Source organism: Flavobacterium sp. JP2137 (assembly GCF_050562195.1).
Lineage (GTDB): Bacteria > Bacteroidota > Bacteroidia > Flavobacteriales > Flavobacteriaceae > Flavobacterium.
Genome location: NZ_CP191647.1, coordinates 2,854,743 through 2,879,299, shown reverse-complemented (window position 1 = coordinate 2,879,299; position 24,557 = coordinate 2,854,743). Strand labels below are relative to the sequence as shown.

Sequence of the window (24,557 nt, the reverse complement as noted above, 5' to 3'; positions counted from 1 at the left end):
GTAATTCTGCTTGAAAGTAACCAGACCATGATTATACCTGAAAACGAGTTAAAAGATTTTTTGGATTCCAAAGTTATTCAATACAATACCGTCGATTTTATCGCGCCGGACCCGATTAGCGTTCCGCATCGATACCGCTTAAAGGAAGATATCGAAATTGCGGGTTTTCTCGCAGCGACCATCGCTTGGGGCAATCGGAAAATCATCACTAAAAACGGACATCGCATGATGGATTTGTTGGGCAACTCGCCCTTTGATTTTGTCATGAGCTATGAGGAATCGCAGTTGGAGCGTTTGGAGGGTTTTGTACACCGAACGTTTAACGCGACGGATTTGGTACATTTTGTACGAGCATTGCGGCATATTTACACCCATCACGGCGGTTTGGAGCAGCTATTTACCCAAGGGCAAACGGCAGATTCTCTACAAGGGGCGATTGCCGAACTGCACCACATCTTTTTTGAAATACCCCACGAATTGCGCAGCAGAAAACATTTGGCCAATCCGGAAAAGGGATCGGTAGCCAAGCGCATCAATATGTGTTTGCGCTGGTTTGTGAGAAGCGATAATAGCGGGGTGGATTTGGGCATTTGGAAGGATATACCCGCTTCCAAGTTGTCCTGTCCCTTAGACGTGCACTCGGGGAATGTAGCGCGTAAATTGGGTCTGTTGGACCGCAGGCAAAACGATGCTAAAGCTTTGTTGGAACTCGATAGCCGATTGCGGGTATTGGATAAAAACGATCCTGTAAAATACGATTTTGCCCTTTTCGGCCTGGGGATCTTCGAGGGATTTTAATTGCTTAAAACAAACTAGGGCATGGGGATTTTAGCTCCTCATGCCCTAGTGATATCGTTAGATTCCCTTTAAATCGATGGACTCCGTTTCGAGTATTTCGACTTGGCGACCCATTTTCTTTTGAATGATTTTAAAGTGGTGTTCGTCATCGGGTGTAATCAGCGAAATGGCTTTGCCCAATTCATGCGCACGTCCCGTTCGGCCGATGCGGTGCACGTAGTCGAGTGGGGAGCGGGGCAATTCGTAATTGATCACATAGGGCAGGCCCTCAATGTGTATACCCCGACCGATTAAATCTGTTGCTATTAAAACATCGGCATCGCCAATTTTAAAGTCGGCCAAATTATCCATACGCGCTCCTTGCGATTTTTTACCGTGAACAGCCAAGGCATTGATGCCGTTTTTCTTTAGTTTTTCAACCAAGTTTTCTGCTGTTCTCGTCGAAGAAACAAAAATCAAAACCGGGGAAATGTGCTGTTCTTTAATCAGGTACCTCAAAAAGGGACCCTTGTTTGCTGCGGCAACCCGATAGGCCACTTGCTCGATCGATTCCAATTCCGTAGCTTCTTCTTTGACTTCGATTACTTCCGGTGTAATGCCCAAGGTAGTCTTGATTTGGCTCACTTTGTCGTTTAGCGTCGCCGAAAACATAATGGTTTGCTTTTTGGCGGGGATCATCGCCAGTATGCGATTCATCTCCTCTTCAAAACCCAATTGAAACATCTTGTCCGCCTCATCTATAATCAGGTATTCCAAGGCTGAAATCGACAGGGCATTCTGATCGATTAAATCCAATAAACGACCTGGAGTAGCGATGAGTATCTCGGTACCGTAGATGTTTTTCATCTGCGGATTAATCGATACCCCACCGTATACAGCCATACAGGGCACCGGACGTCTGAGCGCCGGTTGTAAGTCTTGATAGGTCTTTTCGATCTGTACCGCTAATTCTCGAGTGGGCACCAGTACCAATACCTTGATTTGACGACTCTTGTCATAGGTTTGATGCTGTATGTTTTGCAACAAGGGCGCCACGAAACAAAGCGTTTTTCCCGAGCCCGTTTTCGCAATTCCCATCACGTCCTTTCCCTTGAGGATTAGGGGGATGGTTTGCGTTTGAATTTCAAAGGGTTTTAACAAGCCCAATTGATTGATCGCTTTACTCAAATGAGACGATATTCCTAGTGATTGAAATGACATAAAATGATTTAAGCTACAAAGGTACTGTTTTTATAGCGGATTTTTAGTGCTTAAATCCAGTGACTACTCCGCTGATTTTTTGCTCGTTTTAAAGCGAATCAAACGCGTTAAACCCGCGGTTAGTGCAGTCGGTTTTTTGCGTGAGCTGCGCCATTGATTTTTAGAATTAACGTTTTAACAGTCGCTTTTTTAAATTTTAAGCGGTCTTTTAAAGCGGTTCGTTCGTGAATGTTTATATTTACACCTTTTACTTTTAGAATCTGTAATTATAAAATCAATATATGGTATTTGATATTTTTGAAACCTTAACCTTTGCGTGCTTGGTGCTCTTAATGGGCTTTTTTATCGTTAAAAAAGTAAAGTTCTTTCAGGACTATAACATCCCCGAACCCGTGGTTGGGGGCTTTGTCGTAGCGCTTATCCTCTATTTGATCTACTACTTTAGCGGGATGAGCTTTGAATTTGAAACCTCCTTGCAAACCGCAATGATGTTGTTTTTCTTTTCATCCATAGGATTGAGTGCCGATTTTGCGCGATTGAAGCGCGGGGGTAAACCCTTGGTGATTTTTGTCTTACTCACCGGTGGCTTTATATTTGTGCAAAACGTCTTTGGTATCTCGGTGGCTAACCTGGTGGGCTTGGATTCGAGTTACGGATTGATTGCCGGCTCGATTACCTTGACCGGCGGACACGGTACAGGGGCTGCGTGGGCCAGTGATTTGACCAAGACTTTCGGAATTAGCGGTGCCTCGGAACTCGCCTTAGCCTGTGCCACCTACGGCTTGGTTATGGGCGGCGTTATAGGCGGACCCGTAGCGAAGTACCTCCTCAATAAAAACAAAATCAAACCCAAAGACCAGACCGAAGAGGATGTGGTGACTGAGAATTTTGAAAACCCCTTGTTTAAGCGCCGCATCAACGTACACAACATGATTGAGACGCTGACCATGTTTGCGATTTGCATAGCCTTAGGACAGTTTTTGTTTATGTACTTTAAGGGTACTTGGTTGGAATTGCCCAATTTTGTGTGGTGTTTGTTTATCGGAGTACTCATCCGAAACGTCATGGCGCATTTTACTACTTATATCGTTAACGATCACGCCGTGGATGTTTTGGGAAATACCGGATTATACCTGTTTTTAACCATTGCTCTGATGTCGTTACAACTGTGGCACTTGGCAGGTTTGGCCACGCAAATACTCGTTGTACTCCTGGCGCAAACCGCTTTGATGGTTTTCTTCGCCATTTTTGTTACCTACCGCGTTATGGGAAGGGATTACGACGCCATAGTACTCAGTGCGGGGCATTGCGGATTTGGATTGGGCGCCACACCGACAGCGGTGGCCAATATGCAGGCAATAACCAGCAAATACGGTCCGTCGCACAAGGCTTTCTTAATCGTACCCATGGTAGGTGCTTTCTTTGTCGACATCATCAACAACGTCTTTATCAAGTTGTTCGTGAGCTTTTTAGCATAATACTAAGACTTGGTTCTATAAATAAAAAAAATGGCTAAACGGCAATCGACCGCTTAGCCATTTTTTTATGTAAAAACAGCTGTACTATTCGGGTTTCCTCCCTGTCTGAAACGGCTATAGCGACGGGTAATCCGGTATATCCGCAGCAGCGGGTAGTTGGATGAGACCGTCGACCATAACGAGTTTTCTATCGGCCATATTGGCCAATTCTTCATTATGGGTGACTATGACAAAGGTCTGTCCAAACTCATCGCGCAGTTTAAAGAACAACTGATGCAAGTTTTCTGCGGTATGCGTATCGAGATTTCCCGAAGGTTCGTCGGCAAAAATAACCTGTGGTTTATTGATTAAAGCCCGAGCGACCGCTACCCGTTGTTGTTCGCCACCCGAAAGTTGTGAAGGGTAGTGTTTTTCGCGATGGCTCAGTCCCAAGTATTCCAAGAGTCTGCGCGCTTCAGCTTCGGTTTCTCTCTTATCTTTTCCCGCTATAAATGCGGGTATACAAATATTTTCCAATGCGGTAAACTCGGGTAGGAGCTGGTGGAACTGAAAGATGAATCCCAGGTTTAAATTGCGAAAGGCCGACAGTTCTCGATCATTGAGTTTTAGGGTGTTCTGGCCGTTTATAAACAAGGAGGTGCCGTCGGAAGCCGCGGGTTTATCCAAGGTTCCCAGTATTTGAAGCAAAGTGGTTTTACCGGCACCAGAGGCGCCTACTATCGATACAATTTCCCCTTTCTTAATGTGTAAATCGACTCCTTTTAAGACCTGTAATTGGTCGTAATACTTTTCAATACGAGTGGCGTGTATCATCGGTTTGCTTTTTATACAAAGTAACAATGTTTTTATATAGAATAAAATTTATCCCTCTTTTTTTTAATCAAAATTCGGTTTGCGTACTTTTTTAGAAGCTATTTTTTAACTTTTTTTAGTTTGTTAAAATATATAATTATATTCTATTAATTTATATTTTTACCTCAAAGGGTGTTTTTAAATACTTCACTGGGCTGTTTTGTAATATTTTATATATATACCGTTGCTCGTTTTGTTGCGATTAAGTGTTAGAGATGTCCTTTTGTATGGGTAGAACTGTTTGTCAACGCGTTGATAAACCATCGAGTGCTTCGAGTGATAAAAGCGATTCAAACAAAAAATACTTTAAAACACAGACATCCAACCTTTCCGATTGTTCTATTAGTTGTGGGTAGCACATGAGCGGCTGAAAGCGCGGATTCGTCAAAAAAACGAGGAAATTATGAAATACAAAATGATGGTACTAACCCTAATTCTCCTGATGGTTGGTTGCCAAAAAAAGGTGGAAAAAAAATCTACGACTATACCTGAGCCCGTAAATATTGAGTTCACTTTAATCGGTATGGGTAATCTATTGGGAAATGGAAGTGAAGGTATAGAAGCAGGAAGCTTGTGGATTACCGGCCAAAGCGAATGGAACGATTTGATCGAAAAAATGAATACCCTCTATGCGGTTTCCGATACGTTTATTGAAAGCGATATCGATTTTACAACCTTCGACGTGATTGCTTCTTTTGACATTGTACGGCCACATACGGGTTATGTGGTACAGGTAGATAAAATTACCGACGATTCCAACAATAGAATTGTTCAGGTAGCCCTGCGCGTAAACAACAACGGTTTTGAGGTGCCCTCCCAGCCTTACTATTTGATTAAAATGTCCAAAAGCGGCAAAACAGTGATGTTTCAATAGACATTTTTGGAGCCGTACAACAGTATAAAACTCGGTGGCTAATACTCGAAAGGCTATGCTGGTTGACAAGTGTTTGACGACTGTTATTGCTAGGCTGTTTTTTGTCGGCTGGGTTTGAATCGAGTTGGCGCAACGGATGTCGGAATGTGCGGAAGCATGGGGCCTACTTGAACAAGAGTTCCTTTAGAAGGTATTCCAATCCCACAAAGGCAATACTGCAATTCGAATTAAATTTCGCATTGCCGCAAGCTCCACAATATGTTGAATCTAGGATAGAACAGGGGAATTATACCTTAGAAAGAATATGTCGGCCGATACAAAATCCGTCTAGCTACTATAACTATACTCGGGTTTTTAATCGTAAAATAGATCAATCGAGAAGGAGCTCCTAGCGCTTCTGAAAAAATATGAGTTAAACGAGGATAAAACAACATACTTATGAAAGCAACAGTATGTATGATTATAACGGTTTTACTCGGCGGACAATGGGCACAGGCGCAACCCGAGGTTTTGATAGCAAACACTTAGTTTTTGCAACAGTTAATCGTCCACAGCGAAGTAGCACCCATTCCCGTGAATGAAGAGATTAGCTTTTTATGTTTGGCGTTGGCGAAGATACCATGACGACTATAGTCTGTCCAAGTGGGGGCGGCAGTTTCTTGGGAAGAAAATTAGTATATATCGGTGATACTCATTTTCAAGTAAACTCCCATATTACTTTAGACATCTTATGTACGAAGAGAGAAAAACAGGGAAGTTGCTTTGCCGTATATCGGCATTTTTAGCGATGCACCCGTATGGCCTTATCGGACCAGGCAGTATAGTATTCGCAATTTAGTCGATCAGATCACTCAAAGGAGTTAATTATTGAGAATGAAGCGGGTAATCGAACGATTTACAACAACCGACTTTTAAGTGTGTCGAATTTTGACAAGAGTTCCTTTAAGAGGTATTCCAGTCCCGCACAGGAAATGCTGCAATTCGAATAAAATTTCGCATCGCCGCAAGCTCCCCAACATGTTGAAACCTTGGATAGAATAGGGAAACTATGCCGAAAAGAGCTAGTCTCGTCTCATATAAATTCCATATCGCTTCACGGATTAGGTCTCTAAATCGTAAAAATAAGCGCTGCGGAAGGAGGGGTATTGGTGTCGGAAAAGTTACTTATAAAATCGCGATAGGTTGCTGAATCTATCAAGAAGCACAGTGGTGTAGTTTTAAAGTACTCCGATAAGCCCTCGGAAGAAAACCTACATTTTCACATTTACTTAATATTTTTTATAGAATAAAAGCGATATATTTGATATATAAATATATATTGAAATGAATAGCTTATTGTTGTTTTTTGTTTCGATTACTTTAGGTAGCTGTCAAAGCAAAGTTGCTTTTACCGATAAACCGAATACAAAAAGAGAAATCCAGATGAATGAAAGAAATCCCCATAGCGAAATCGCTATTTTTGCCGGCGGCTGTTTTTGGTGTACCGAGGCGATATTCACTTCTTTAAAAGGCGTGGAAAGCGTTTGGCCAGGCTATATAGGCGGGCATATAGAAAACCCAACGTACAAAGAAGTTTGCACCGGTAATACCGGACATGCAGAAGCGATTGAAGTGGTTTATAACCCCTCGCAAATCAGTTATAACGAATTGCTGGAAATATTTTTTGCCACTCACGATCCAACGACCCTGAATAGACAAGGCGCGGATGTAGGAACGCAGTACCGCAGTGAAATTTTCTACACCAATACCGATCAAAAAGAAGATGCCCAAGAGTATTTGGATATTTTGATCAATGAAAATGTATACGGGCAACCGGTAGTTACTCAGATATCTGCAGCGACCAAGTTTTACCGAGCAGAGGATTACCACAAAAATTATTTTGAAAGAAATGGAGGGGAGCAATATTGCCAATTGGTCGTGTCGCCCAAGGTAGCCAAGTTCAAAAAGAACTATGCGAGCAAACTCAAATAAAAGCTGGCACGGATATTGAAAAGTTAGTTAGTAGAACATCAAATGTTTACTTATGAATGACTTACAATTAAGATCGGCTGCTTCATCTAGAAAATACACCCAATTGGTTTGGAGTGTTTTCTTGGATGCAGTAGGTTATTTATCCTATTTAATCCCTTTTTTAGGGGAGTTTAGCGATGTTATTTGGGCACCTATAGCCGGATTGCTCTTGGCGCGTATGTATAAAGGTACAGTGGGTAAGGTAGGGGGAACCATCGCCTTTATCGAAGAATTGTCGCCGGGCTTGGACTTTATACCGACTTTTACGCTCACTTGGATTTATACCCATTACATACAGAAAAACCCCACTTTGTAAAAATTTTGGCGGTGGGTTGATTGAAATTTGCCCGACAATTGCTTTTAGAAAGTATAGCGCTGTAAATCCGCGACAACCGCAAACCGTTACGCTTAAAATATAAATGAAAAAAGGCAACTGAGAAGTTGCCTTTTTTCATAATCTATATTATGATTTTTCTTCTTTGTTGAAGTAAACGAGGTAGTAATACATCTGTTTTTCTTCGTCCCATCCCTTTTCGATGAATTTCTCTGCGCTTTCCGGATTGATAAAATCCAATTTGATTTGGATATTGGTATCTAGAGCGATAACGTTTTTAATTTTCTTACGCGCATCGCTAACCGCATTGTTTGCAATGGGGAAATTGGTCGTGTCTTCAATGCTGTATTTCTCGCCACGATCGACTTTGTAGTTTTTAAACTCCGAAATTAAATCGGGATTGTCGATGACTTCGTTTAAAAAGTTGGTTTCTTCAAACTCGTCATTTTTGGCAAAATAATTGACCGAACGGTTCATAAACATCACCTCTTCTTTTTTGTCTTCTGCCGGAAGCACAACGTCCTTTGCAAAATCTTGACAGAATTTTAAATACTTTTTAGTCATAAAGTTTTCGTCCTGAAAAGCGTCTACCGACAAAAAGTGCTCCAGCCAATAACGCGCGTCATAACGGTTGCTATCGATGGTTAGGATTTTAAAACCCTCTTCTTTTTTATAGTTAAAGATGATACAGCCCTTGTCTAGTTTATTCAGGTTGATTCCCTGTTGTAAAATCATTTCCAAATTGCTGCCCTTTTCTTCAAACTGAAGAAAATCTGCTTTAATCTCACTTTTAAAAATACCAATGGCATCGACTATGTTGTTGTCTATGGATACATTGGTTAAATAAGTGACGTATACCTCTCCATTTTTAATGTGTGGATGGTTGGATTGTTCGTGTAAATGGCGGGTAATCTTTTTAGCTACTTCCTGAACGTTTTCTGCCGAAGGCGCATTGAAAAGCTCGTTGCTAAAATTGTACATTTCATTATATTCTAAATCGACATCATGGGCAAATTGAAAATAGTTTTCTTCTTTTTCTCGAAAGGGCTTAAAGAAATACTCCTTTAACAAGGGAGCGATTTCATCGTTTAAATGATAAGGTTGTTCCGATAAAAAAATGGCTTCATTACGACTTTTATTCCCCACGCGGTGAATGCTAAGCGTTTCAATATGAGCATTGAATAGATTAATCATATAGTAAAGAGTAAGGAGTAAGTAAAACTTACTATTGGTAAAAAAATTAAATCAAATAGGAAAAACTGGAAAAATTAATTCCAGTTGTCTTCATAACCAAAATCTTCAAAGCTATCGTCCCCGTCAAAGAGGTCGAAATCCTCCTCGTCCATTTCGTCGTCAAATTCCCCGAAGATATCTTGTTCAGACATGGGGGCATTGTCAAAGTTCTTTAACATGGAATCCACCGGTAGTTCGCCATGTGCAAAGAGTAAATCCGGGTAGATTACCCCAATTTGCTTTTCCTCAACCGCGGCTAATTCAACGAAAAAGGTCCACATATTTAAAAAATCATATACATAGATGATTTTGTTGTTTTCCGGATTTAGGAGTTCATTAATCGCGTAAGCTGCCATGGTTTTTTGTTCACCCGCAATTTCGCCGGTATCAAATAAGGGAATTTCTTCTTCTTGCTGTGCCCAGTCGGCATCACAAGTGTAAAAAGAAGCGACCTCCATGCCGTCAAAACCAAATGCATTGACAATTGCATTGTGTAGATCCTCTAAAGAGTCCTCTTCCAAAATAGCGATATCTCGAAATATATCTTCTTCTGTATCAAGTATTACTCTGAATTTATAAACCATAATCTGTTGCTTTGTTAAAAGACAAAGGTAAACTTAATATCATTTTAAAAGGAAAAACTTTGGTTTGTTTTTCTAATTATTTTGATATAGACACCGTCTATTCTGAGTTTCAATTTATTATAAAAGCAAAGGTTTTTTTGCCACACACAGCAAAAATTACAGCTCATCCCCATAATTCAACAGTTGGGTTCTTCTTTTTTTTTTAGCAGCGTTAAAGCAGCGACATTTGAATCATCAAACCAAAAAACGCGAAACGATGAATTTTTTTGTACTAGCCGGAATCACACTGATCAATTTTGTTGTTCCCCATCTGGAATCCTTTTTAAAATGTGATGATTTTTTAACTAAAAATAGTGACATTTGTCTCTGTAATACCGTGGAAGAAAGGGCCGATTACGCAACCGTAGTCCACCGCGCTTTCTCGGAAACGAATACCCTATGAAAAAATTAAACAACAGCTATACTTCCTTTTTGGCGTTTGCATGCCTCTTTAGTTTTGCCGTGGTGGCCAAGATGGAATACAAGGGAAATCACAGCGATTGGGTCGCTTTATTAAATACGGCAAACTCTTGGGTTTTTTTCGGGTTGTTTTTGTTTTACAGCAACGGTATGACATTTCTTCAAATTCAAAAGCGCTTCGACCGCAAACTCATGGAAAGCCGATTGTTGTTTTACCTGAATTTGTTTTTGGCTTGGGGCGTGGCGAGTTTATCCTTTTTTTACGCACCGAAGATTTACCAATTTTTGCAACAAATTTTTATCGCGCAAAAACCGCCTGCCGATTGGGTGTTTCACGACCCCTTTCCCAATTTCGCCTTATTTAGTATGAGCTTTTCAATGGCCGTTTTATGGGGGTACTACTTCTATTTTAACGGGCGTAGACAGGCGATACAATTGCAAAGGGAGCGGGTTATTTCCGGCAATGTGTCGGCGCAATTCGAAAGTTTAAAAAATCAGCTCGATCCGCATTTTTTGTTCAACAGCTTAAACGTACTCAACGCCTTAATCGACGAAAATCCGAGTCAGGCGCAGGAGTTTACCCAATCGCTTTCCAAGATTTATCGCTATATCTTGGATCAGAAAAGCAAGGTCTTGATTTCGGTAGAGGAGGAGATCGATTTTGCCAGAACTTATATGCTCTTGCTTCAGATGCGCTTTGAAGACAGTGTCACTTACGACTTTCCCACAGAAATTCAACATGCCGAAGCCAAGGTCGTTCCCTTGTCGTTGCAGTTGCTCTTGGAGAATGTCATCAAGCACAACAAGACCAGCGGTCTACATCCGATTCACATTTCCATCATAGAAACAGCGGATTATTTGATTGTCGAAAACAACCTGCAAAAGAAGAAAACCCATGACGAGCGCAGGGGAATTGGTTTGCAAAACATCGCCGATCGTTATGCTTTGCTGACCTCAAGACAGCTTTTGATCGAGGAAACCCCAGAAAAATTTACAGTAAAATTACCCATACTCATAAAAAACATCAGTACAATGGAAAACATTAGCGAAAAAGAAGAATTGCTCTTTATCAAAGCAAAGAAGAAAGTCGAAAAAATCAAGAAATTCTACAGTCATTTAACCAGTTATTTGGCGGTCAACGCCTTTTTAATGATTGTCAACTTATACACAGAACCCGCCTTTTTGTGGTTTTTATTCCCGCTTTTTGGATGGGGTATCGGTATATTGTCTCACGGAATGCGGGTATACAATTACAAGCTCTTTTTGGGTAGCAATTGGGAGGACAAAAAATTGCAGCAGATTTTGGAAGAGGAAAAACGACGTAGCACCAAATGGGAATAGTTATGAAATACGCGGTCAACGATTCCCAAGTAAAAAGGGCGCAAGCCCTATATGCACAGTCGCAGGTCAAAAGGTTGCGTCGAATTTATTTTAGACTGCTGCTGGCGCTAATCGTCAGTGCAATCCTTATTGTCTTGTATCATTTTCAGTGGATTGAGATAGAGGTTAATGCGGTTTTTTCCATTTATGAGATTCCGGCCTTGTGGTTGTTTTGCATTGGCGTACAATTTGTTTTGTACTATGCCGATCGAATTCCGGTTTTGCGAAATTGGCAGCGCAAACTGCTCGAGAAAACCCTGGAAAAAGAACGGCACTCCTTTGAAAATCAATTTTATAATTCCCATTAACAACGGCCTTAAGCAGCTGTGGATATCTCGGTATCCGGTAAAGGGCCTTGCTTAAAAACCATATACGACAGATGAAAATCATTATCATTGAGGACGAAAAACCTGCGGCGCGACTGTTGGAACGCAAAATTGAAAAGCTGGGATATGCGGTGGAAGTGAAATTGGGATCCGTAGAGGAATCCGTAGCCTGGTTATCACAAAATCCCGCACCCGATTTGATCTTTTTAGACATACAGCTCTCCGACGGCCTGTCCTTTGAAATATTTGAACAAGTGACTATTCGCTCTGCAATTATATTTACTACAGCTTATGATGCCTATGCGCTGCAAGCCTTTAAGCTCAATAGCATCGATTATTTGCTCAAGCCAATTCAAGATGCAGAACTGCTATTTGCCGTGCACAAATTTGTCGATCACCGGAATTCGTTCTTCGAGTTTTCCGAACAACTCAACCTGTTTAAGAAGTTTATAGATACGGGAAACAAACCCCAGTATAAAGAGCGTTTCTCCATTAAAATAGGGCAGCAGATCAAGATTGTAGTCACAGCGGATATCGCGTGTTTTTACAGTGAAAACAAGGCTACATATATCCGAACTAAAGACCATCGCAACTATTTGATCGAGTGGTCGCTCGATCAGTTAGAGGAGTTGGTTGCCCCGGATCAATTCTTTAGAATAAGCCGACAGTTTATCGTAGCGCTTTCGGACATCAAAGACATTGCGGTCTACAGCAATTCTCGACTGCGCTTGTGTTTAAACCATTATAACGAAGAAGAACTCATCGTGAGTCGCGAGCGGGTTAACGAATTTAAAACTTGGATTGGATAAAATTTACCGACCGAAAACAACGCGTTTATCGCGTGAATGGATTGTTTAAAGATATAAAAAACACTTATGATTACATTTTCTTATACCATATTATATGTCTCAGATGTGGCGCGATCGATGGATTTCTACCAAAGCGCTTTTGGCTTTAAGCCAAAATTTCGCAGCCCTGAAAACGATTACGGAGAACTGATTTCCGGAACAACCACCCTGGCGTTTGCCTCTTTAGACTTGGCATCGAGCAATCTGAAAAAGGGTTTTATCCGTAGTGAAATACAAGGTAAGCCCTTCGGAATAGAATTGGGTTTTGTCAGTGAGAACCTAGCGGAAACCCTGGCGCATGCCTTGAGTTGTGGCGGGGTGATTTATGAGGAAATGGTGGAAAAACCCTGGGGACAAACCGTGGCTTATCTGCGAGATTTAGACGGTTTCCTAATCGAGTTGTGCAGTCCTATGGAATAAAGTAGCAGTGCTGCTTTAAAATTATTAATGCAGCACTTTTTTATAACTCAAAAGCATGGAGATTTTAAGGGGTGGCGTGAAAATTTGCAGTTAGGCTTCTCTATTCATCTCTTTTGCTTGCTTCGATATGCTTTAGGGCCAGTTTTCTCGCATTAGAGGCGGCTATTCGTGCTTCTTCCAGTTGTTTTAGATTGGTTTCAATCTGGCTCAGAGCGATTTTTCGGGCATGCGAGGCGGCTACTCGTGCTTCTTCCAGTTGTTTTTGATTGGCTTCGACCTGACTCAGAGCGATTTTCCGGGCATTTGAGGCAGCTATTCGTGCTTCTTCCAGGTGTTTTTGATTGGCTTCGACCTGACTCAAGGCGATTTTCCGGGCGTTAGTAGCAGCATCTTTTGCCTGCGTTAGCGCTAGTATATCGCGTTTTGTAAGCGCTGTGTTTGTGCGCTTATCCTTGGAGGTCAGCACCTTCGTTCCCAGCTGATTGGTCGCGGTTTCCACATCCCTTTTAGCCGCTTCGATATCTTTCTTTGCGGTTTCCACATCCCTTTTAGCCGTTTCAATATCTTTCTTTGCGGTTTCTAAGTCTCTTTTAGCCGTCTCTATATCCGCTTTGGCCGCTTCTAGGTCGCTTTTAGCCGTTTGCATATCTATTTTGGCCTCTTTTATAGCTTCTGCGGCTGTTTTAGTGTCTTTTTTGGCGTTTTCTAGGTCTTTAATGGCCGTGGCGTTATCGCGAATTGCCGCAGCGGTTTGCGAGGCATTGGAAGTGCCCATTTGACTGTCGTTCGGTTCTGAAACTGCAGCAGGTATTTGCGGAGGCATAGGCGGTGCCACAGCCGTATTGGGTGGGCTGTTGGGCGTCTTTACCTGTGCGACGATTTTTACTTGGAAGAGCAGTGTAAATACCACTACTGCTGCCAGAGGGAAGCCGTAGCGGACAGCTTGAATTTTCTGAGTTTTCGATTGGTTGATTTTCATGATTCTCGTTTTTATAAAGGATTGATTAAAAGCGGGTGTAATCGAAGTTTTCAACGGTATTCCCACGGTTTTTAACAGGGTCTTTTGGTAGAGTACAGGACGGGGCGACTGCTGTAAAACGGCCTCATCGGTTAAAAACTCCAGGTTGGCAATCGCCGCGGTTTTTAGTTTCCACATCCACGGATTAAACCAAAACAAACAGCAGAGCAATTGTAAGATTAGTATATCTACCGTGTGCTTTTGGTCGATGTGTACTTTTTCGTGTAGCAGTATGACCTCCAATTCCGCTTCGCTATAGTTGCGGGAATTGTAATAGATGCTGTTCCAAAAGGAAAACGGAGTTCGGTATTCCACTTGGTCGTAGTATCGAATACCGTTGCGGATAAGCGGTTGTTCGACTGTAGAGAGGTGGTGTACTCGACGTATTTTAAGGAGTAATCGGGTCAGCAAAACAAGGGCGGTTGCAGCAATAGTCCCTGAGATTACAAGGGCAAAGTCAAGCGGATGCTCCCGATCTTGGGCGACCGAGGGTAAAGCCGCTATGGGAGCGTCTAAAACATCGGCGGTTATCCAAACGGTTTGGCTAAAGTACCATAAAGGCATTAAGAGCGATAGGAGTAGCCCACTCAAAAAATAATAGCGATTTTGGGTGTAAAAGGTCGTGGGTTGCAACAGTATTTTATACAGTATATAAAATAGGGTCAACAGCAAATTGGCCTTGAAGAGGTAGAGGTATAGCGCTTCCATATTGGATTATTTTTTTTCTATCATTCTGAGTATCTCCTCGAGCTCTTTGGCGCTGATCTTTTCCTCTTGAGCAAAGAAGGAAACCACATCCAAATACGAACCCTCAAAAAAGGAATCCACCGCCTTGGTCATAAACTTACTTCTGTAATCCGTTAGCTTGACCAAGGGAAAGTACTGATGGGTTTTTCCAAAAGCGCGGTAGCCGACATATTTCTTTTCTTCCAAATTGCGAACTATGGTCGAAAGGGTGTTGTAATGCAACTCCTCATCGGTAAGTTCTGCCATAATCTCCTTGACAAATGCCTTTTCGAGCCTCCAGATTACTTGCATGATTTGTTCTTCCTTGTTGGTCAGTTTCTCCATGGTCTTGATATTTAATAATAGCGTTGAAACAAACATAAAACTATTTTTATAGTTATACAACTATTTTTATAGTTTTTAAAAGTTAATTAATTTTTATTCGAACTGGGGTTTATGCTTATCTTTATCGATTGATATAGCGCAGCCTAAGAAAACGATAGCAAATGAAACAAATCATTGAGAATTTTTTCCAATTAAAAGAGAACCATACCAGCATTAGAAAGGAATTAACCGCAGGGCTAATCACCTTTTTGACCATGTCGTATATCTTGGTCGTCAATCCGAATATACTCGCACAAACCGGCATGGACCGCGAGGCCTTGTTTACCACTACAGCCTTGGCAACGATTTTTGCCACCTTGCTGATGGGGTTGTATGCCAAGTTGCCCATAGCTCAGGCGCCGGGTATGGGATTGAATAGTTTTTTTGCCTTTACCGTTGTTTTGACGATGGGCTACAGTTGGCAATTTGCACTGACCGCTGTTTTTATCGAAGGGGTGATCTTTTTGTTTTTGACCTTGTTTAATATTCGGGAGCTGATCGTTAAAAACATACCCGTCATACTCAAGGAATCCATACCGGTGGGGATTGGTTTATTTATCACCTTGATCGGATTAAAGGGCGCTGGAATTATTACTTCAGATGCCAATACCCTGGTTCGCTTGGGCGATTTTTCCCAGCATAGTGTTTGGATTGCTTTTATGGGATTATTGGTAACGGCAATCCTATTTGTAAGAAACATAAACGGAGCAATCTTGGTTGGTATACTCGTGGCTACGGGTTTTGGATTTATACTGGGCGATGTGGTTTGGCCGTCGACCTCGCTGATTGGTTTACCTCCTTCGATTGAACCGATATTCGGACAGGCCTTAGAGCCGATGTTTACACGAGAAGGGTGGAAGCAAATATTGTCGTTGGATATGTTGGTGGTGGTTTTTACCTTTTTATTCGTCAATCTGTTCGATACCGTCGGCACATTGATTGGCGTCATGTCCAAAACGAATTTAGCCGATGCCAATGGGAATTTCCCACAGATGAAGAAGGCCTTGTTTTCCGATGCTATGGGCACCACTTTTGGCGCTGTTTTAGGCACGAGTTCCATTACTTCTTATGTAGAGAGTGCGTCGGGGGTTGCCTCGGGCGGACGTACTGGACTAACCGCCGTAGGCGTGGCATTGATGTTTGGGCTATCCTTGTTTTTTGCCCCGGTGTTTTTAATGATTCCCGCTTCGGCTACCGCTCCTGCTTTAATTATAGTGGGCTTGTTTATGATTTCATCGGTTTCTAAAATCAATTTTAACGATATGAGCGAGGGTTTACCCGCTTTTCTAACCATAGTCCTCATGCCTTTTACCTATAGCATTGCTGAGGGTATCGTCTTTGGAATACTGAGTTTTACCTTTTTAAAGCTCTTTACCGGTAAATACCGACAGATCACGCTAACGCTGGCTGTACTGTCCATACTTTTCCTCGTCAAAATCGTATTGGAAGTGGTTTATAAATAATCGATTTGTTGCGGTTGTCTTTTATTAGGAGTAACTTGTAATCAGGGCATTGTACTAAAAATGGCGTTTGTTCCCTTTAGCGCGATCTGCTCTAGGGTCATTAATAAAAATCAAAGAAATGAAGTTAACCACACAGAAAAACCAGCTTATCACCGTACGCGAAGGCATTCAGCTCCTGGCAGACAGTTACCACATTACCGACCAACAGCCGCTGCCCTTGGTCGTTTTTTGCCATGGCTATAAGGGATTTAAGGATTGGGGCGCTTGGGAGCTGGCCATGCAGGCTATGGCTAAGGCGGGTTTATTTGTCGTAAAATTCAATTTCTCGCACAACGGCACTACTTTGGAAAACCCCTTGGAGTTTGACGACTTAGAGGCCTTTGGCAGAAACACCTATTCGCAAGAGCAAGAAGACCTCAAAGCGGTATTGGATTATTTCAGTTCACGCGATGAAGTCGACCGCAGTCAAATCGCGCTAATCGGACACAGTAGAGGTGGGGGAACGGTATTGGTTCAAGGTTCGGAAAACCCAATGGTTACCAAAATCATCACTTGGGCCGGTGTGGCCGATTTCAAGAGGCGATTTCCGCAGGGACAGCGCTTTGAGAAGTGGAAGGAAGAGGGCGTTTTTTACAGCGTAAACGGGCGCACCCAACAAAATATGCCGCATTACTTTTCGTTTTACGAAGACTTCGAACGGCATGAGCGTCAATTCGACATTCAAAATTGTGCACAACACCTCAAGAAACCCCTGCTAATCATACAGGGTATGGCCGATGAAGCGGTGCCGGTCAAGGAAGCGGAATGGCTGCATCTATGGGCTAAAAATTCGGAATTATACCTTTTGGAAGAGGCCGATCACGTCTTTGGCGCGCGACACCCTTGGCATAAAAAAGAGCTACCGCTTGATCTCTTTAAAGTAGTGAGTCAAACGGTAGCTTTTTTAAGGAAGTAAGCAGCTGTTTTTGCCGCTTTATGCTTTGCTTTTAGTCGTGGTAAAATAGGTTTTTTGCGCTTCGAGTACCAAGTAAAACTGCACGCCAAACAACAAACTAGCCGCTACCAAATGCAGGGTTTGTCCGCCAAAGGGAAAGTGCCAATAGTACATCGCTATACCCGAGCCAATTTCCAAAGCCAATAAAACCATGACCCAATTGAGTTTGTCGTAGCCCAGTTCTTTACGTCTGTTTCTCAAAAACAGAAAGAGATTGACAAAGGCCACTACAAACGAAAACGTTCGGTGAACATAAAAATCCAAAGTGGGGTCGTTGAGCCACAAATATTCGTTTCCGATACCCGCACGCACTTGTTCGTCCACAAACTGCCTTACCTGTGTTCCCAAAACCACTTGAATCAGGGTTAGTAACAGGGCGATATATAGGAATATGATGAATTTTGAATCGTATTTTTTGGGTTCCTTTTTCTGTCGCGCTATTCGAACGATATAGATCAGTATGGCCACAATAACCAAGGCCATTATCATGTGTACGGTGATTTTAATGGGATTGAGTACGGAAAACACCACCGTAGCACCAAGCCAGGCTTGGAAGCCCATCAAAAATACGACGAGCCACGACAAGGCGACCAATTTCTTTTGAGTGCGCCAAAAGCCGAAGGAAAGCACCGCCATCACCACACAGGCAATTCCCGCAATGGCCCCACTGAGTCGATTGAGGTATTCGGTCCAAGTGTGTTTGGCATTAAAAGTAGCATAATCGTGTTTGGTGTATTTGGTCCAGTTTTCGGAAGCATACACCTCTGTGGTGGTAAAGTCGTGATTGGCCACCCACAGACTTTCATCGTGTATGATTACCTGACCTTTTTTAAACTCGTGGTTGGGTTGCCATAAAATTTCCGAAACATCGGTAGGCGGAATATAGTATCCAAAACATTTGGGCCAGTCTGGGCATCCCATACCCGAACCGGTCATGCGAACTAAGGCTCCGGCAAAAATCACCACATAAACCAATACCAGTGATGTTTTTGCCCAGGGTAAAAAATAATTTTTCATAGTGTTGGGCTTATTTTGCGGCACCCTCTTTGGAGAGTCCCATTTTTTGCGCTTTATCCATCATAAATCGATGGGCTGCTTCGTATTCGTTGGGAATGATTCCCTCCAAAATAGCTTCTTTAATCGCCTCTTTTAAAACGCCAATTTCGCGTGATGGTGGGAGGTTAAATTCGGCCATGATCTCTTCACCGGAAATAGGCGGCTGAAATTGGCGCACGTGATCTCGGGCCTCTACTTCAACGATTTTATTTCGTACAATCTTAAAATTGTGGTGGTATTTTTTGTATTTAATCGCGTTTTTGGTGGTGATATCCGCTTCGCACAATATCATCAAGTCCTCTACATCTTCTCCTGCGTCAAAAATCAGGCGGCGCACCGCTGAATCCGTCACGGTTTTCTGCGATAAAACCACGGGCCTGGAGCTCATGGTTACCATCTTCTGCACGTATTTCAACTTGTGATTGAGGGGCATGTGAAGGCGTTGAAAAATTTTGCGCACCATTTTACCCCCAACGAATTCGTGTCCGTGGAAGGTCCAGCCCTGTTTTTTGTTAAAGCGCTTGGTGGGTGCCTTGCCAATATCGTGCAATAGGGCCGACCAACGCAACCATAAATCGTCGGTTTTGGTGCTGATGTTGTCCACGACTTCTAAGGAGTGGTAGAAATTGTTTTTGTGGGTGTGTCCCTCGATTTCTTCCACCTGATTTAGCGCGGTCAATTCCGGCAATATCAAATCGAGCAATCCCGAATTATAAAGCAATAAAAAACCCTTAGACGGGGTTGCTGTCGCTAATATCTTGTGGAGCTCATCCACGATGCGCTCCCCGGAAATAATTTCTAAACGCTGGTGATTTCGGTTGATGGCCTCGAGCGATTCCGCTTCGATGACAAAGTCCAATTGAGCGGCAAATCGGATGGCGCGCATCATTCTCAGCGGGTCGTCAGAATAGGTTATATCCGGATTTAACGGGGTTTTGATCACTTTGTTTGCCAGGTCTTCCAAACCGTTAAACGGATCGACTAAACGTCCGAAATCGGACTGATTAAGACTGAATGCCAGGGCGTTGATCGTGAAATCTCGACGGTTTTGATCGTCTTCTAAGGTGCCGTCTTCCACCACGGGATTGCGGCTTTCAAAGTGATAGGATTCCTTGCGTGCTCCTACAAATTCAATATCCATATCGTCAAAGCGCAGCATCGCGGTACCGTAATTTTTAAATACCTGTACCTTGGGTTGATTGGGCAGTAATTTGGACACTTCTAAGGCGAGTTCAATACCGCTGCCAATAGCGACGATATCGATGTCTTTTTTAGAATTGCGCTGCAAGAGGTAGTCCCTCACAAATCCGCCAATTACATAACAGTCCAAGGAAAGGTTTTGCGCAGCTTGTGAGATGTATTCAAAAATGGGATGCGTTAGCGCATCTTTATAACTTAAGGGTTGCTTCATAATTTGGATTCAAGAAATAGCACGCTGACTTATTTTCTAATTATAGTCACTTTGCTATCTGTTGTCAGTTTAATAATCGTCGAGGGCGGGATAGCTTTTCGATCTTGGTGCAAATTTACCACATAGTCTACACCTTCCAAAATTATGGGGTCGATTTCTTGAAAAGTTCGCGCTGTAGCAGATCCGCTAAGGTTTGCCGAAGTCGATACCAAAGGCGATTTCATGCGTTCGATCAACCGAAAGCAAAAGGGATCCGTTACTATGCGAACCCCTAAGGAGTCGTCTGCTGCAATGAGTTCCTTGGCCACGTTTTTGGGGTGATCCAAAATCAGCGTAGTGGGCTTGTCGGAAAATTCGATGATCTGCCAAGCTACTTCGGGTATTTCTTTAAAGATATGATGCAACATACGGTCGCCGTTAATCAATACAATCATGCTTTTGGATTCCGCTCTTTTCTTTAGGGCAAATATCTTTTTTATCGCTTCGGGGTTGTTGGCATCACATCCCAAACCCCAAACCGTATCGGTTGGGTATAGTATAATCCCTCCTTTTTGTATTGCTTCAAAAGCGTTATGTACCTCTTTTTGAATCTCTTCCATGATGTGAATGCCGTTATTTTTTATCGTATAAATAGGGGCTAAAATTAGTGAAATAATAGCTTATAGGCTAACAAAATCAAGCGAAAGTCAATAAAATATCAGGGCTCAATAATTAAGTTTTTTTTAAGAAAGGTGTTCGCGATTTGAACTATATTTATGATGGGCTAAAAAAAGAGACTTTTTTGGTTCATTAATCTACAAATACCCCTTTATGGAATTTAATAAACAGGAGATTTTGGCTCATTGCCAAGCCTTTTCGAAAAATACTTTAATGCAGACTTTGGACATCGAATTTATAGATGCCGGACCGGAGTTTTTAACGGCAAAGATGCCTGTAAACGCGCGGGTTCATCAACCCTTAGGATTATTGCACGGCGGTGCTACCGTGGCTTTGGCCGAAAGCGTGGGCAGTTCGGCCTCTTTTATGTTGATCAATACCGACGAGGAGGAGGCGCGCGGCATAGAAATCTCCGCCAATCACCTCAGGAGCAAGCGCGATGGAACGGTTTACGCGACGGCGCGCATTTTGCACAAGGGGCGAACGCTGCACCTGTGGGAGATTCGAATTACCGATGAAGACGACCGACTGATCAGCATTTGTAAAATCACCAACATGATATTAAAGAAGTAGATACATGGCTTTATTTGAACAAGCACGACAACACTTGGCACAGCAAAAGCCCTTCGTCATTTATTCAAAAGCAGCACAGCAAAGCATAGTGGGACTCTTTCAAAACGATGCGGATTTACACCTTTTGGAAGATTATACCGCTGGCGGATTTGTATGTGCGCCCTTTGCCGCTGAAAAACCGGTATTTATCCCCTACGACAGCTCGACAAGCCTTGTGGAAGCTTGGCAGCCCGAGGCTGTTTCTGCGCGAGAAGTGCCGTTGAACTACGCGGAACAAGACAAAGCCGATTTTGAAGCACTGGTGCGAAAAGGCGTAGAGGCCATCGAAGCGGGCGCTTTTGACAAAGTGGTTTTTTCGAGAAAGGAAACCTTAAATCGGGATGCTGGAGATGTGTTGGAATTGTATAAAAGATTGAAATCTACCTATCCCACGGCATTTTGCTATTTGTTTTTTCACCCCCAAGTAGGGATGTGGATGGGGGCAACACCCGAGCAGTTAATTCGAGTGTCCGATGACCAGCTCTATACGATGGCCTTGGCCGGTACCCAGGTAAATCGACAGCAGCAAACAGTGGTTTGGGGCGAGAAGGAGCAGCAGGAACAACGGTTTGTCACCGACTTTATCGTGGATTCCCTTCGCCCGTATTTAAGTGATTTATCCACTACAAAGCCCTTTACGGCCTATGCAGGTAATGTGATGCATATCCGCACGGATATACAGGGAACACTGAGCGATCGTGGCGATTTAAAAAACATACTCGATCAACTGCATCCCACACCCGCTGTTTGCGGCATGCCCAAAGGGGATTCTCGCGATTTTATACAGCGTGAAGAAGGCTACGATCGAAAGTATTACAGCGGTTACCTAGGAGAGCTCAACGGCGCTATAGCCGAACACTTACCCGGACAAAGCGATTTGTTTGTCAATTTGCGATGTATGGAAATTGAGAAAAACCAAATACATTTGTATATCGGTTGTGGCATAACCAAAGACAGTATTCCCAGCGATGAGTTTATGGAAACCGCCTACAAATCACAAACGATGAAAAAAATAATAGAAGCATGATGAAATTAGACATATTGGCCTTTGGCGCACATCCAGACGACGTGGAATTGGGCTGTGGAGCCACGCTTTCCAAAGAGATGTCCTTGGGCAAAAAGATAGGAATTATCGATCTGACTCGTGGCGAGTTGGGCACTCGAGGCTCCGCGGATATTCGCGATCAGGAAGCCGCAGCAGCGGCAAAAATCATGGGGATTTCAGTTCGAGAGAACCTGCGATTCCGCGATGGATTTTTTACCAACGATGAAACACACCAATTGGAAGTCATTCGAATGATGCGCAAATACCGTCCGGAAATCGTGTTGTGCAATGCTGTAGACGACCGCCATATCGACCATAGCAAGGGCAGTAAATTGGTGTCAGACGCGGCATTTTTGTCGGGTTTGCGCCGCATAGAAACCCAGCTCGACGGTCAGTCACAACAAGCATGGCGTCCCAAGGTGGTTTACCACTATATACAGTGGAAAAATATAGAACCCGATTTTGTCGTAGACGTCACGGGATTTATGGACACGAAAATTCAAGCGGTTATGGCCTATAGCTCGCAGTTTTATGAGCCCGGTTCCAACGAGCCCATCACGCCAATTACCTCGAAAAACTTCTTGGACAGCATCAGCTATCGCGCTCAGGACCTCGGCAGATTGATTGGAACAGACTTTGCAGAAGGATTTACCGTAGAGAGGTATTTGGCTGTCAATAGTTTAGATGATTTGATATGATTTTTCTCAAAAAACCTTTGGAGACAAAGGAAATATGGCTATATTTGCAACCGTAAAACAATAGACGGTGATTGTAGCTCAGTTGGTTAGAGCGTCGGATTGTGGTTCCGAAGGTCGGGGGTTCGAGACCCCTCATTCACCCCAATCGCAGGATTTAAGTTTTACACGGTGATTGTAGCTCAGTTGGTTAGAGCGTCGGATTGTGGTTCCGAAGGTCGGGGGTTCGAGACCCCTCATTCACCCAGAAACAGCAGCCTGTTATCTTCGGATAACAGGCTTTTTTTGTGGAATAATTTTAGCTGTTTTCTTTGGGTTGCGTAGCATTCGAAATGGGATCAATCCTAAATGTTGTGTTTATGCAAAAATAGTGACTAATCTATATAAGAAGAATTCTATATCTCTTACGCCTCTAAACTGAGTTCTAAAAGCTTTGATTTTGGCATTAAAGGATTCTGCAGAAGCATTGGTACTTCTGTTGTCAAAATAGTTTAAAATAGATTGATAGTTTAGCTGTATGGTATTGACTACCGTATTAAATGTTTTGAGATTACTGTTTTCGATTTTATTATACCAATGTGCTAGTTTAGTGTAAGCGACTTCTTTTACTGTTGTTGTATTATAAATGTTTCGCAGTCCTTGTACAAGATTGTAAGCTTGTTTTATGACAGGAAATTCTCTAAAGATAATTTTTGATCTAGTTTTTTGATTTTCAGTCCATTTATCGCTATCCATGCATAGCAAATATCTACTTCTTATTAGGAGTTGTTTTGGAGTGTCTCCGTTCTCAAACTCTTGAGCAACGTACGCTATATTTGCTTTCCTGGCCTCTTTAATAGCTTGATTCTCGTTATCCAACGCTTTCCAGCGTTCCTGAATACGAATGTCTTGTAAGGCTTCTATGGCTAATTTTTGTACATGAAAACGATCAGTTACTTGTATGGCGTTAGAAAAACTCTTGCTTACAATGTTTTTCATAGAACTAGCCATATCTAAGGTTACTTCGCGTACTTTTCTTCTAATTTTTGAGCTGATAGTAAGTAGTTTCTCTACAATAGGTTCAACCTTAGTTCCTGAAAATATGGCTACTAAGCTTCCCTTTTTTCCTTTAGCTCTTTTATTGGTTATGATTGTATATAATTCCCCCTTAGACAATGCTGTTTCGTCTATAGAAAGATAAGGACCTATGTTCTCGGGATATATAAGCCATTCTTTTGCGTGATCCTTTACACTCCAATTACGAAAGTCACTTAAGGATTCTTTGTATTGTCGCTGTAGTTTTTTGCCATCCACACCAAAGAAACCACCAATGGTACGACAGTCACTGGTCTTAGTATCGATTAATTTCTTTTAAAAAAGAAGCGAACTCTGTTGTCATACGAGTTCCCTTAGCTACTAATTCCCAGTCTCTTTGCACTAATTTGCGAGATTCCTTCTCAAGCCATCTTCGGCGTTTCACATGAAGATAAACACTGTTTCCTCGCAAGGGAAAGTCTTGTATGGTGGTTTCGTTGTGGAAACCGTGAGCAACCAAGATAAGGTCCTGATGCTCTATGGGAACAACATTGCGCTCTTCAAAATAAAGATGCATAATTTCTGCTTGCTTGGTGGTTTTTACCAAATCAAAATGCTCTACTAAGAATTCGGGTAATATCAATTTAAGTAACTCTACATAGTTGTCCACAGTATCTCTTTTTTTT

General features: G+C 42.5%; 25 protein-coding genes and 2 tRNA genes. 16 read left to right on the top strand and 11 right to left on the bottom strand.

The annotated features are described in order from the left end of the window. Positions 1–33: 33 nt before the first annotated feature. Positions 34–798: a TIGR02757 family protein gene (locus tag ACQZ43_RS12755; RefSeq protein ID WP_430615677.1), complete on the top strand. Its 765-nt coding sequence runs from the start codon at positions 34–36 to the stop codon at positions 796–798. 57 nt (positions 799–855) lie between these two features. Here ACQZ43_RS12755 and ACQZ43_RS12750 read toward each other — a convergent pair whose 3' ends face one another. Then, entirely contained in the window at positions 856–1,998 is a 1,143-nt protein-coding gene (locus ACQZ43_RS12750) for a DEAD/DEAH box helicase (RefSeq protein WP_430613062.1), read from the bottom strand. 281 nt (positions 1,999–2,279) lie between these two features. On the opposite strand from ACQZ43_RS12750, the gene gltS reads away from it, so the two are divergent. Beyond that, a complete protein-coding gene (gltS, locus tag ACQZ43_RS12745; protein ID WP_430613061.1) occupies positions 2,280–3,476 on the top strand; it encodes a sodium/glutamate symporter in 1,197 nt (398 codons plus the stop codon). 114 nt (positions 3,477–3,590) lie between these two features. Here the strand turns inward: gltS and ACQZ43_RS12740 are convergent, their stop codons facing one another. Next, positions 3,591–4,289 carry an ABC transporter ATP-binding protein gene (locus ACQZ43_RS12740; RefSeq protein ID WP_430613060.1) on the bottom strand — a complete coding sequence of 233 codons (699 nt, stop codon included), beginning with the start codon at positions 4,287–4,289 and terminating at the stop codon, positions 3,591–3,593. 442 nt (positions 4,290–4,731) lie between these two features. Between ACQZ43_RS12740 and ACQZ43_RS12735 the strand changes: the two genes are divergently transcribed. The 3 genes from ACQZ43_RS12735 (at position 4,732) to ACQZ43_RS12725 (ending at position 7,528) form a co-directional block, all read left to right on the top strand. Next, complete coding sequence (locus ACQZ43_RS12735; protein WP_430613059.1) at positions 4,732–5,202, top strand: hypothetical protein; 471 nt, start codon at positions 4,732–4,734, stop codon at positions 5,200–5,202. Positions 5,203–6,624: 1,422 nt separating this feature from the next. Next, complete coding sequence (gene msrA / locus ACQZ43_RS12730) at positions 6,625–7,173, top strand: peptide-methionine (S)-S-oxide reductase MsrA (RefSeq protein WP_430615674.1); 549 nt, start codon at positions 6,625–6,627, stop codon at positions 7,171–7,173. 52 nt (positions 7,174–7,225) lie between these two features. Continuing rightward, positions 7,226–7,528, top strand: a complete 303-nt coding sequence (locus ACQZ43_RS12725) for a hypothetical protein (RefSeq protein WP_430613058.1) — start codon at positions 7,226–7,228, stop codon at positions 7,526–7,528. A gap of 147 nt (positions 7,529–7,675) precedes the next feature. Here ACQZ43_RS12725 and ACQZ43_RS12720 read toward each other — a convergent pair whose 3' ends face one another. Together ACQZ43_RS12720 and ACQZ43_RS12715 are read right to left on the bottom strand one after the other, a co-directional pair. Further along, positions 7,676–8,740, bottom strand: a complete 1,065-nt coding sequence (locus tag ACQZ43_RS12720) for a nucleoid-associated protein (protein ID WP_430613057.1) — start codon at positions 8,738–8,740, stop codon at positions 7,676–7,678. A 74-nt stretch (positions 8,741–8,814) separates the two neighbouring features. Then, positions 8,815–9,363 carry an IS1096 element passenger TnpR family protein gene (locus tag ACQZ43_RS12715; protein WP_430613056.1) on the bottom strand — a complete coding sequence of 183 codons (549 nt, stop codon included), beginning with the start codon at positions 9,361–9,363 and terminating at the stop codon, positions 8,815–8,817. Between the two features lie 438 nt (positions 9,364–9,801). Here ACQZ43_RS12715 and ACQZ43_RS12710 point away from each other — a divergent pair, with 438 nt between their 5' ends. The 4 genes from ACQZ43_RS12710 to ACQZ43_RS12695 all read left to right on the top strand — a co-directional run bounded on the left by ACQZ43_RS12710 (position 9,802) and on the right by ACQZ43_RS12695 (position 12,796). Continuing rightward, positions 9,802–11,163, top strand: coding sequence for a 2TM domain-containing protein (locus tag ACQZ43_RS12710; RefSeq protein ID WP_430613055.1), 1,362 nt, complete (start codon positions 9,802–9,804; stop codon positions 11,161–11,163). Continuing rightward, positions 11,154–11,510: a hypothetical protein gene (locus tag ACQZ43_RS12705; protein WP_430613054.1), complete on the top strand. Its 357-nt coding sequence runs from the start codon at positions 11,154–11,156 to the stop codon at positions 11,508–11,510. Before ACQZ43_RS12710 ends, ACQZ43_RS12705 begins: the two co-directional genes overlap by 10 nt. 71 nt (positions 11,511–11,581) lie before the next feature. Continuing rightward, positions 11,582–12,337: a LytR/AlgR family response regulator transcription factor gene (locus ACQZ43_RS12700; protein WP_430613053.1), complete on the top strand. Its 756-nt coding sequence runs from the start codon at positions 11,582–11,584 to the stop codon at positions 12,335–12,337. Positions 12,338–12,403: 66 nt separating this feature from the next. Further along, positions 12,404–12,796, top strand: a complete 393-nt coding sequence (locus ACQZ43_RS12695; protein WP_430613052.1) for a VOC family protein — start codon at positions 12,404–12,406, stop codon at positions 12,794–12,796. 100 nt (positions 12,797–12,896) lie between these two features. On the opposite strand, the gene ACQZ43_RS12690 is transcribed toward ACQZ43_RS12695, so the two are convergent. Both ACQZ43_RS12690 and ACQZ43_RS12685 read right to left on the bottom strand, forming a co-directional pair. Further along, complete coding sequence (locus ACQZ43_RS12690) at positions 12,897–14,522, bottom strand: M56 family metallopeptidase (RefSeq protein WP_430613051.1); 1,626 nt, start codon at positions 14,520–14,522, stop codon at positions 12,897–12,899. Positions 14,523–14,528: 6 nt separating this feature from the next. Next, a complete protein-coding gene (locus ACQZ43_RS12685; RefSeq protein ID WP_430615672.1) occupies positions 14,529–14,885 on the bottom strand; it encodes a BlaI/MecI/CopY family transcriptional regulator in 357 nt (118 codons plus the stop codon). Between the two features lie 161 nt (positions 14,886–15,046). Here ACQZ43_RS12685 and ACQZ43_RS12680 point away from each other — a divergent pair, with 161 nt between their 5' ends. Together ACQZ43_RS12680 and ACQZ43_RS12675 are read left to right on the top strand one after the other, a co-directional pair. Next, positions 15,047–16,387, top strand: a complete 1,341-nt coding sequence (locus tag ACQZ43_RS12680; RefSeq protein WP_430613050.1) for an NCS2 family permease — start codon at positions 15,047–15,049, stop codon at positions 16,385–16,387. 118 nt (positions 16,388–16,505) lie between these two features. Beyond that, positions 16,506–17,342 (top strand): alpha/beta hydrolase family protein, encoded by an 837-nt coding sequence (locus ACQZ43_RS12675; RefSeq protein WP_430613049.1) that lies wholly within the window; start codon positions 16,506–16,508, stop codon positions 17,340–17,342. A gap of 18 nt (positions 17,343–17,360) precedes the next feature. Here the strand turns inward: ACQZ43_RS12675 and ACQZ43_RS12670 are convergent, their stop codons facing one another. Genes ACQZ43_RS12670 through ACQZ43_RS12660 form a run of 3 tightly spaced genes read right to left on the bottom strand, consistent with a single transcriptional unit; the run spans position 17,361 to position 20,447 of the window. Next, the gene (locus ACQZ43_RS12670; protein WP_430613048.1) at positions 17,361–18,398 is read right to left on the bottom strand and encodes a COX15/CtaA family protein; all 1,038 of its coding nucleotides are present in this window, start codon (positions 18,396–18,398) and stop codon (positions 17,361–17,363) included. A 10-nt stretch (positions 18,399–18,408) separates the two neighbouring features. Next, positions 18,409–19,848: a CCA tRNA nucleotidyltransferase gene (locus ACQZ43_RS12665; RefSeq protein WP_430613047.1), complete on the bottom strand. Its 1,440-nt coding sequence runs from the start codon at positions 19,846–19,848 to the stop codon at positions 18,409–18,411. A 29-nt stretch (positions 19,849–19,877) separates the two neighbouring features. Next, positions 19,878–20,447 carry an L-threonylcarbamoyladenylate synthase gene (locus ACQZ43_RS12660; RefSeq protein WP_430613046.1) on the bottom strand — a complete coding sequence of 190 codons (570 nt, stop codon included), beginning with the start codon at positions 20,445–20,447 and terminating at the stop codon, positions 19,878–19,880. Positions 20,448–20,658: 211 nt separating this feature from the next. Between ACQZ43_RS12660 and ACQZ43_RS12655 the strand changes: the two genes are divergently transcribed. From ACQZ43_RS12655 to ACQZ43_RS12635, 5 genes are all read left to right on the top strand, one after another. Then, entirely contained in the window at positions 20,659–21,078 is a 420-nt protein-coding gene (locus tag ACQZ43_RS12655) for a PaaI family thioesterase (protein ID WP_430613045.1), read from the top strand. 4 nt (positions 21,079–21,082) lie between these two features. Beyond that, positions 21,083–22,144 carry a chorismate-binding protein gene (locus ACQZ43_RS12650; protein WP_430613044.1) on the top strand — a complete coding sequence of 354 codons (1,062 nt, stop codon included), beginning with the start codon at positions 21,083–21,085 and terminating at the stop codon, positions 22,142–22,144. Continuing rightward, positions 22,144–22,860, top strand: a complete 717-nt coding sequence (gene bshB1, locus ACQZ43_RS12645; protein ID WP_430615670.1) for a bacillithiol biosynthesis deacetylase BshB1 — start codon at positions 22,144–22,146, stop codon at positions 22,858–22,860. The genes ACQZ43_RS12650 and bshB1 overlap by 1 nt, the downstream gene beginning before the upstream one ends. 67 nt (positions 22,861–22,927) lie before the next feature. Then, positions 22,928–23,004 (top strand) — tRNA-His (locus ACQZ43_RS12640). A 23-nt stretch (positions 23,005–23,027) separates the two neighbouring features. Further along, positions 23,028–23,103: transfer RNA gene (locus ACQZ43_RS12635), tRNA-His, on the top strand. A 111-nt stretch (positions 23,104–23,214) separates the two neighbouring features. Here the strand turns inward: ACQZ43_RS12635 and ACQZ43_RS12630 are convergent. Beyond that, positions 23,215–24,150 carry an ISAon1 family transposase gene (locus tag ACQZ43_RS12630; RefSeq protein ID WP_430611751.1) on the bottom strand — a complete coding sequence of 312 codons (936 nt, stop codon included), beginning with the start codon at positions 24,148–24,150 and terminating at the stop codon, positions 23,215–23,217. Between the two features lie 37 nt (positions 24,151–24,187). Further along, the gene (locus ACQZ43_RS12625) at positions 24,188–24,541 is read right to left on the bottom strand and encodes an ISAon1 family transposase N-terminal region protein (protein ID WP_430611753.1); all 354 of its coding nucleotides are present in this window, start codon (positions 24,539–24,541) and stop codon (positions 24,188–24,190) included. Between the last annotated feature and the right edge of the window lie 16 nt (positions 24,542–24,557).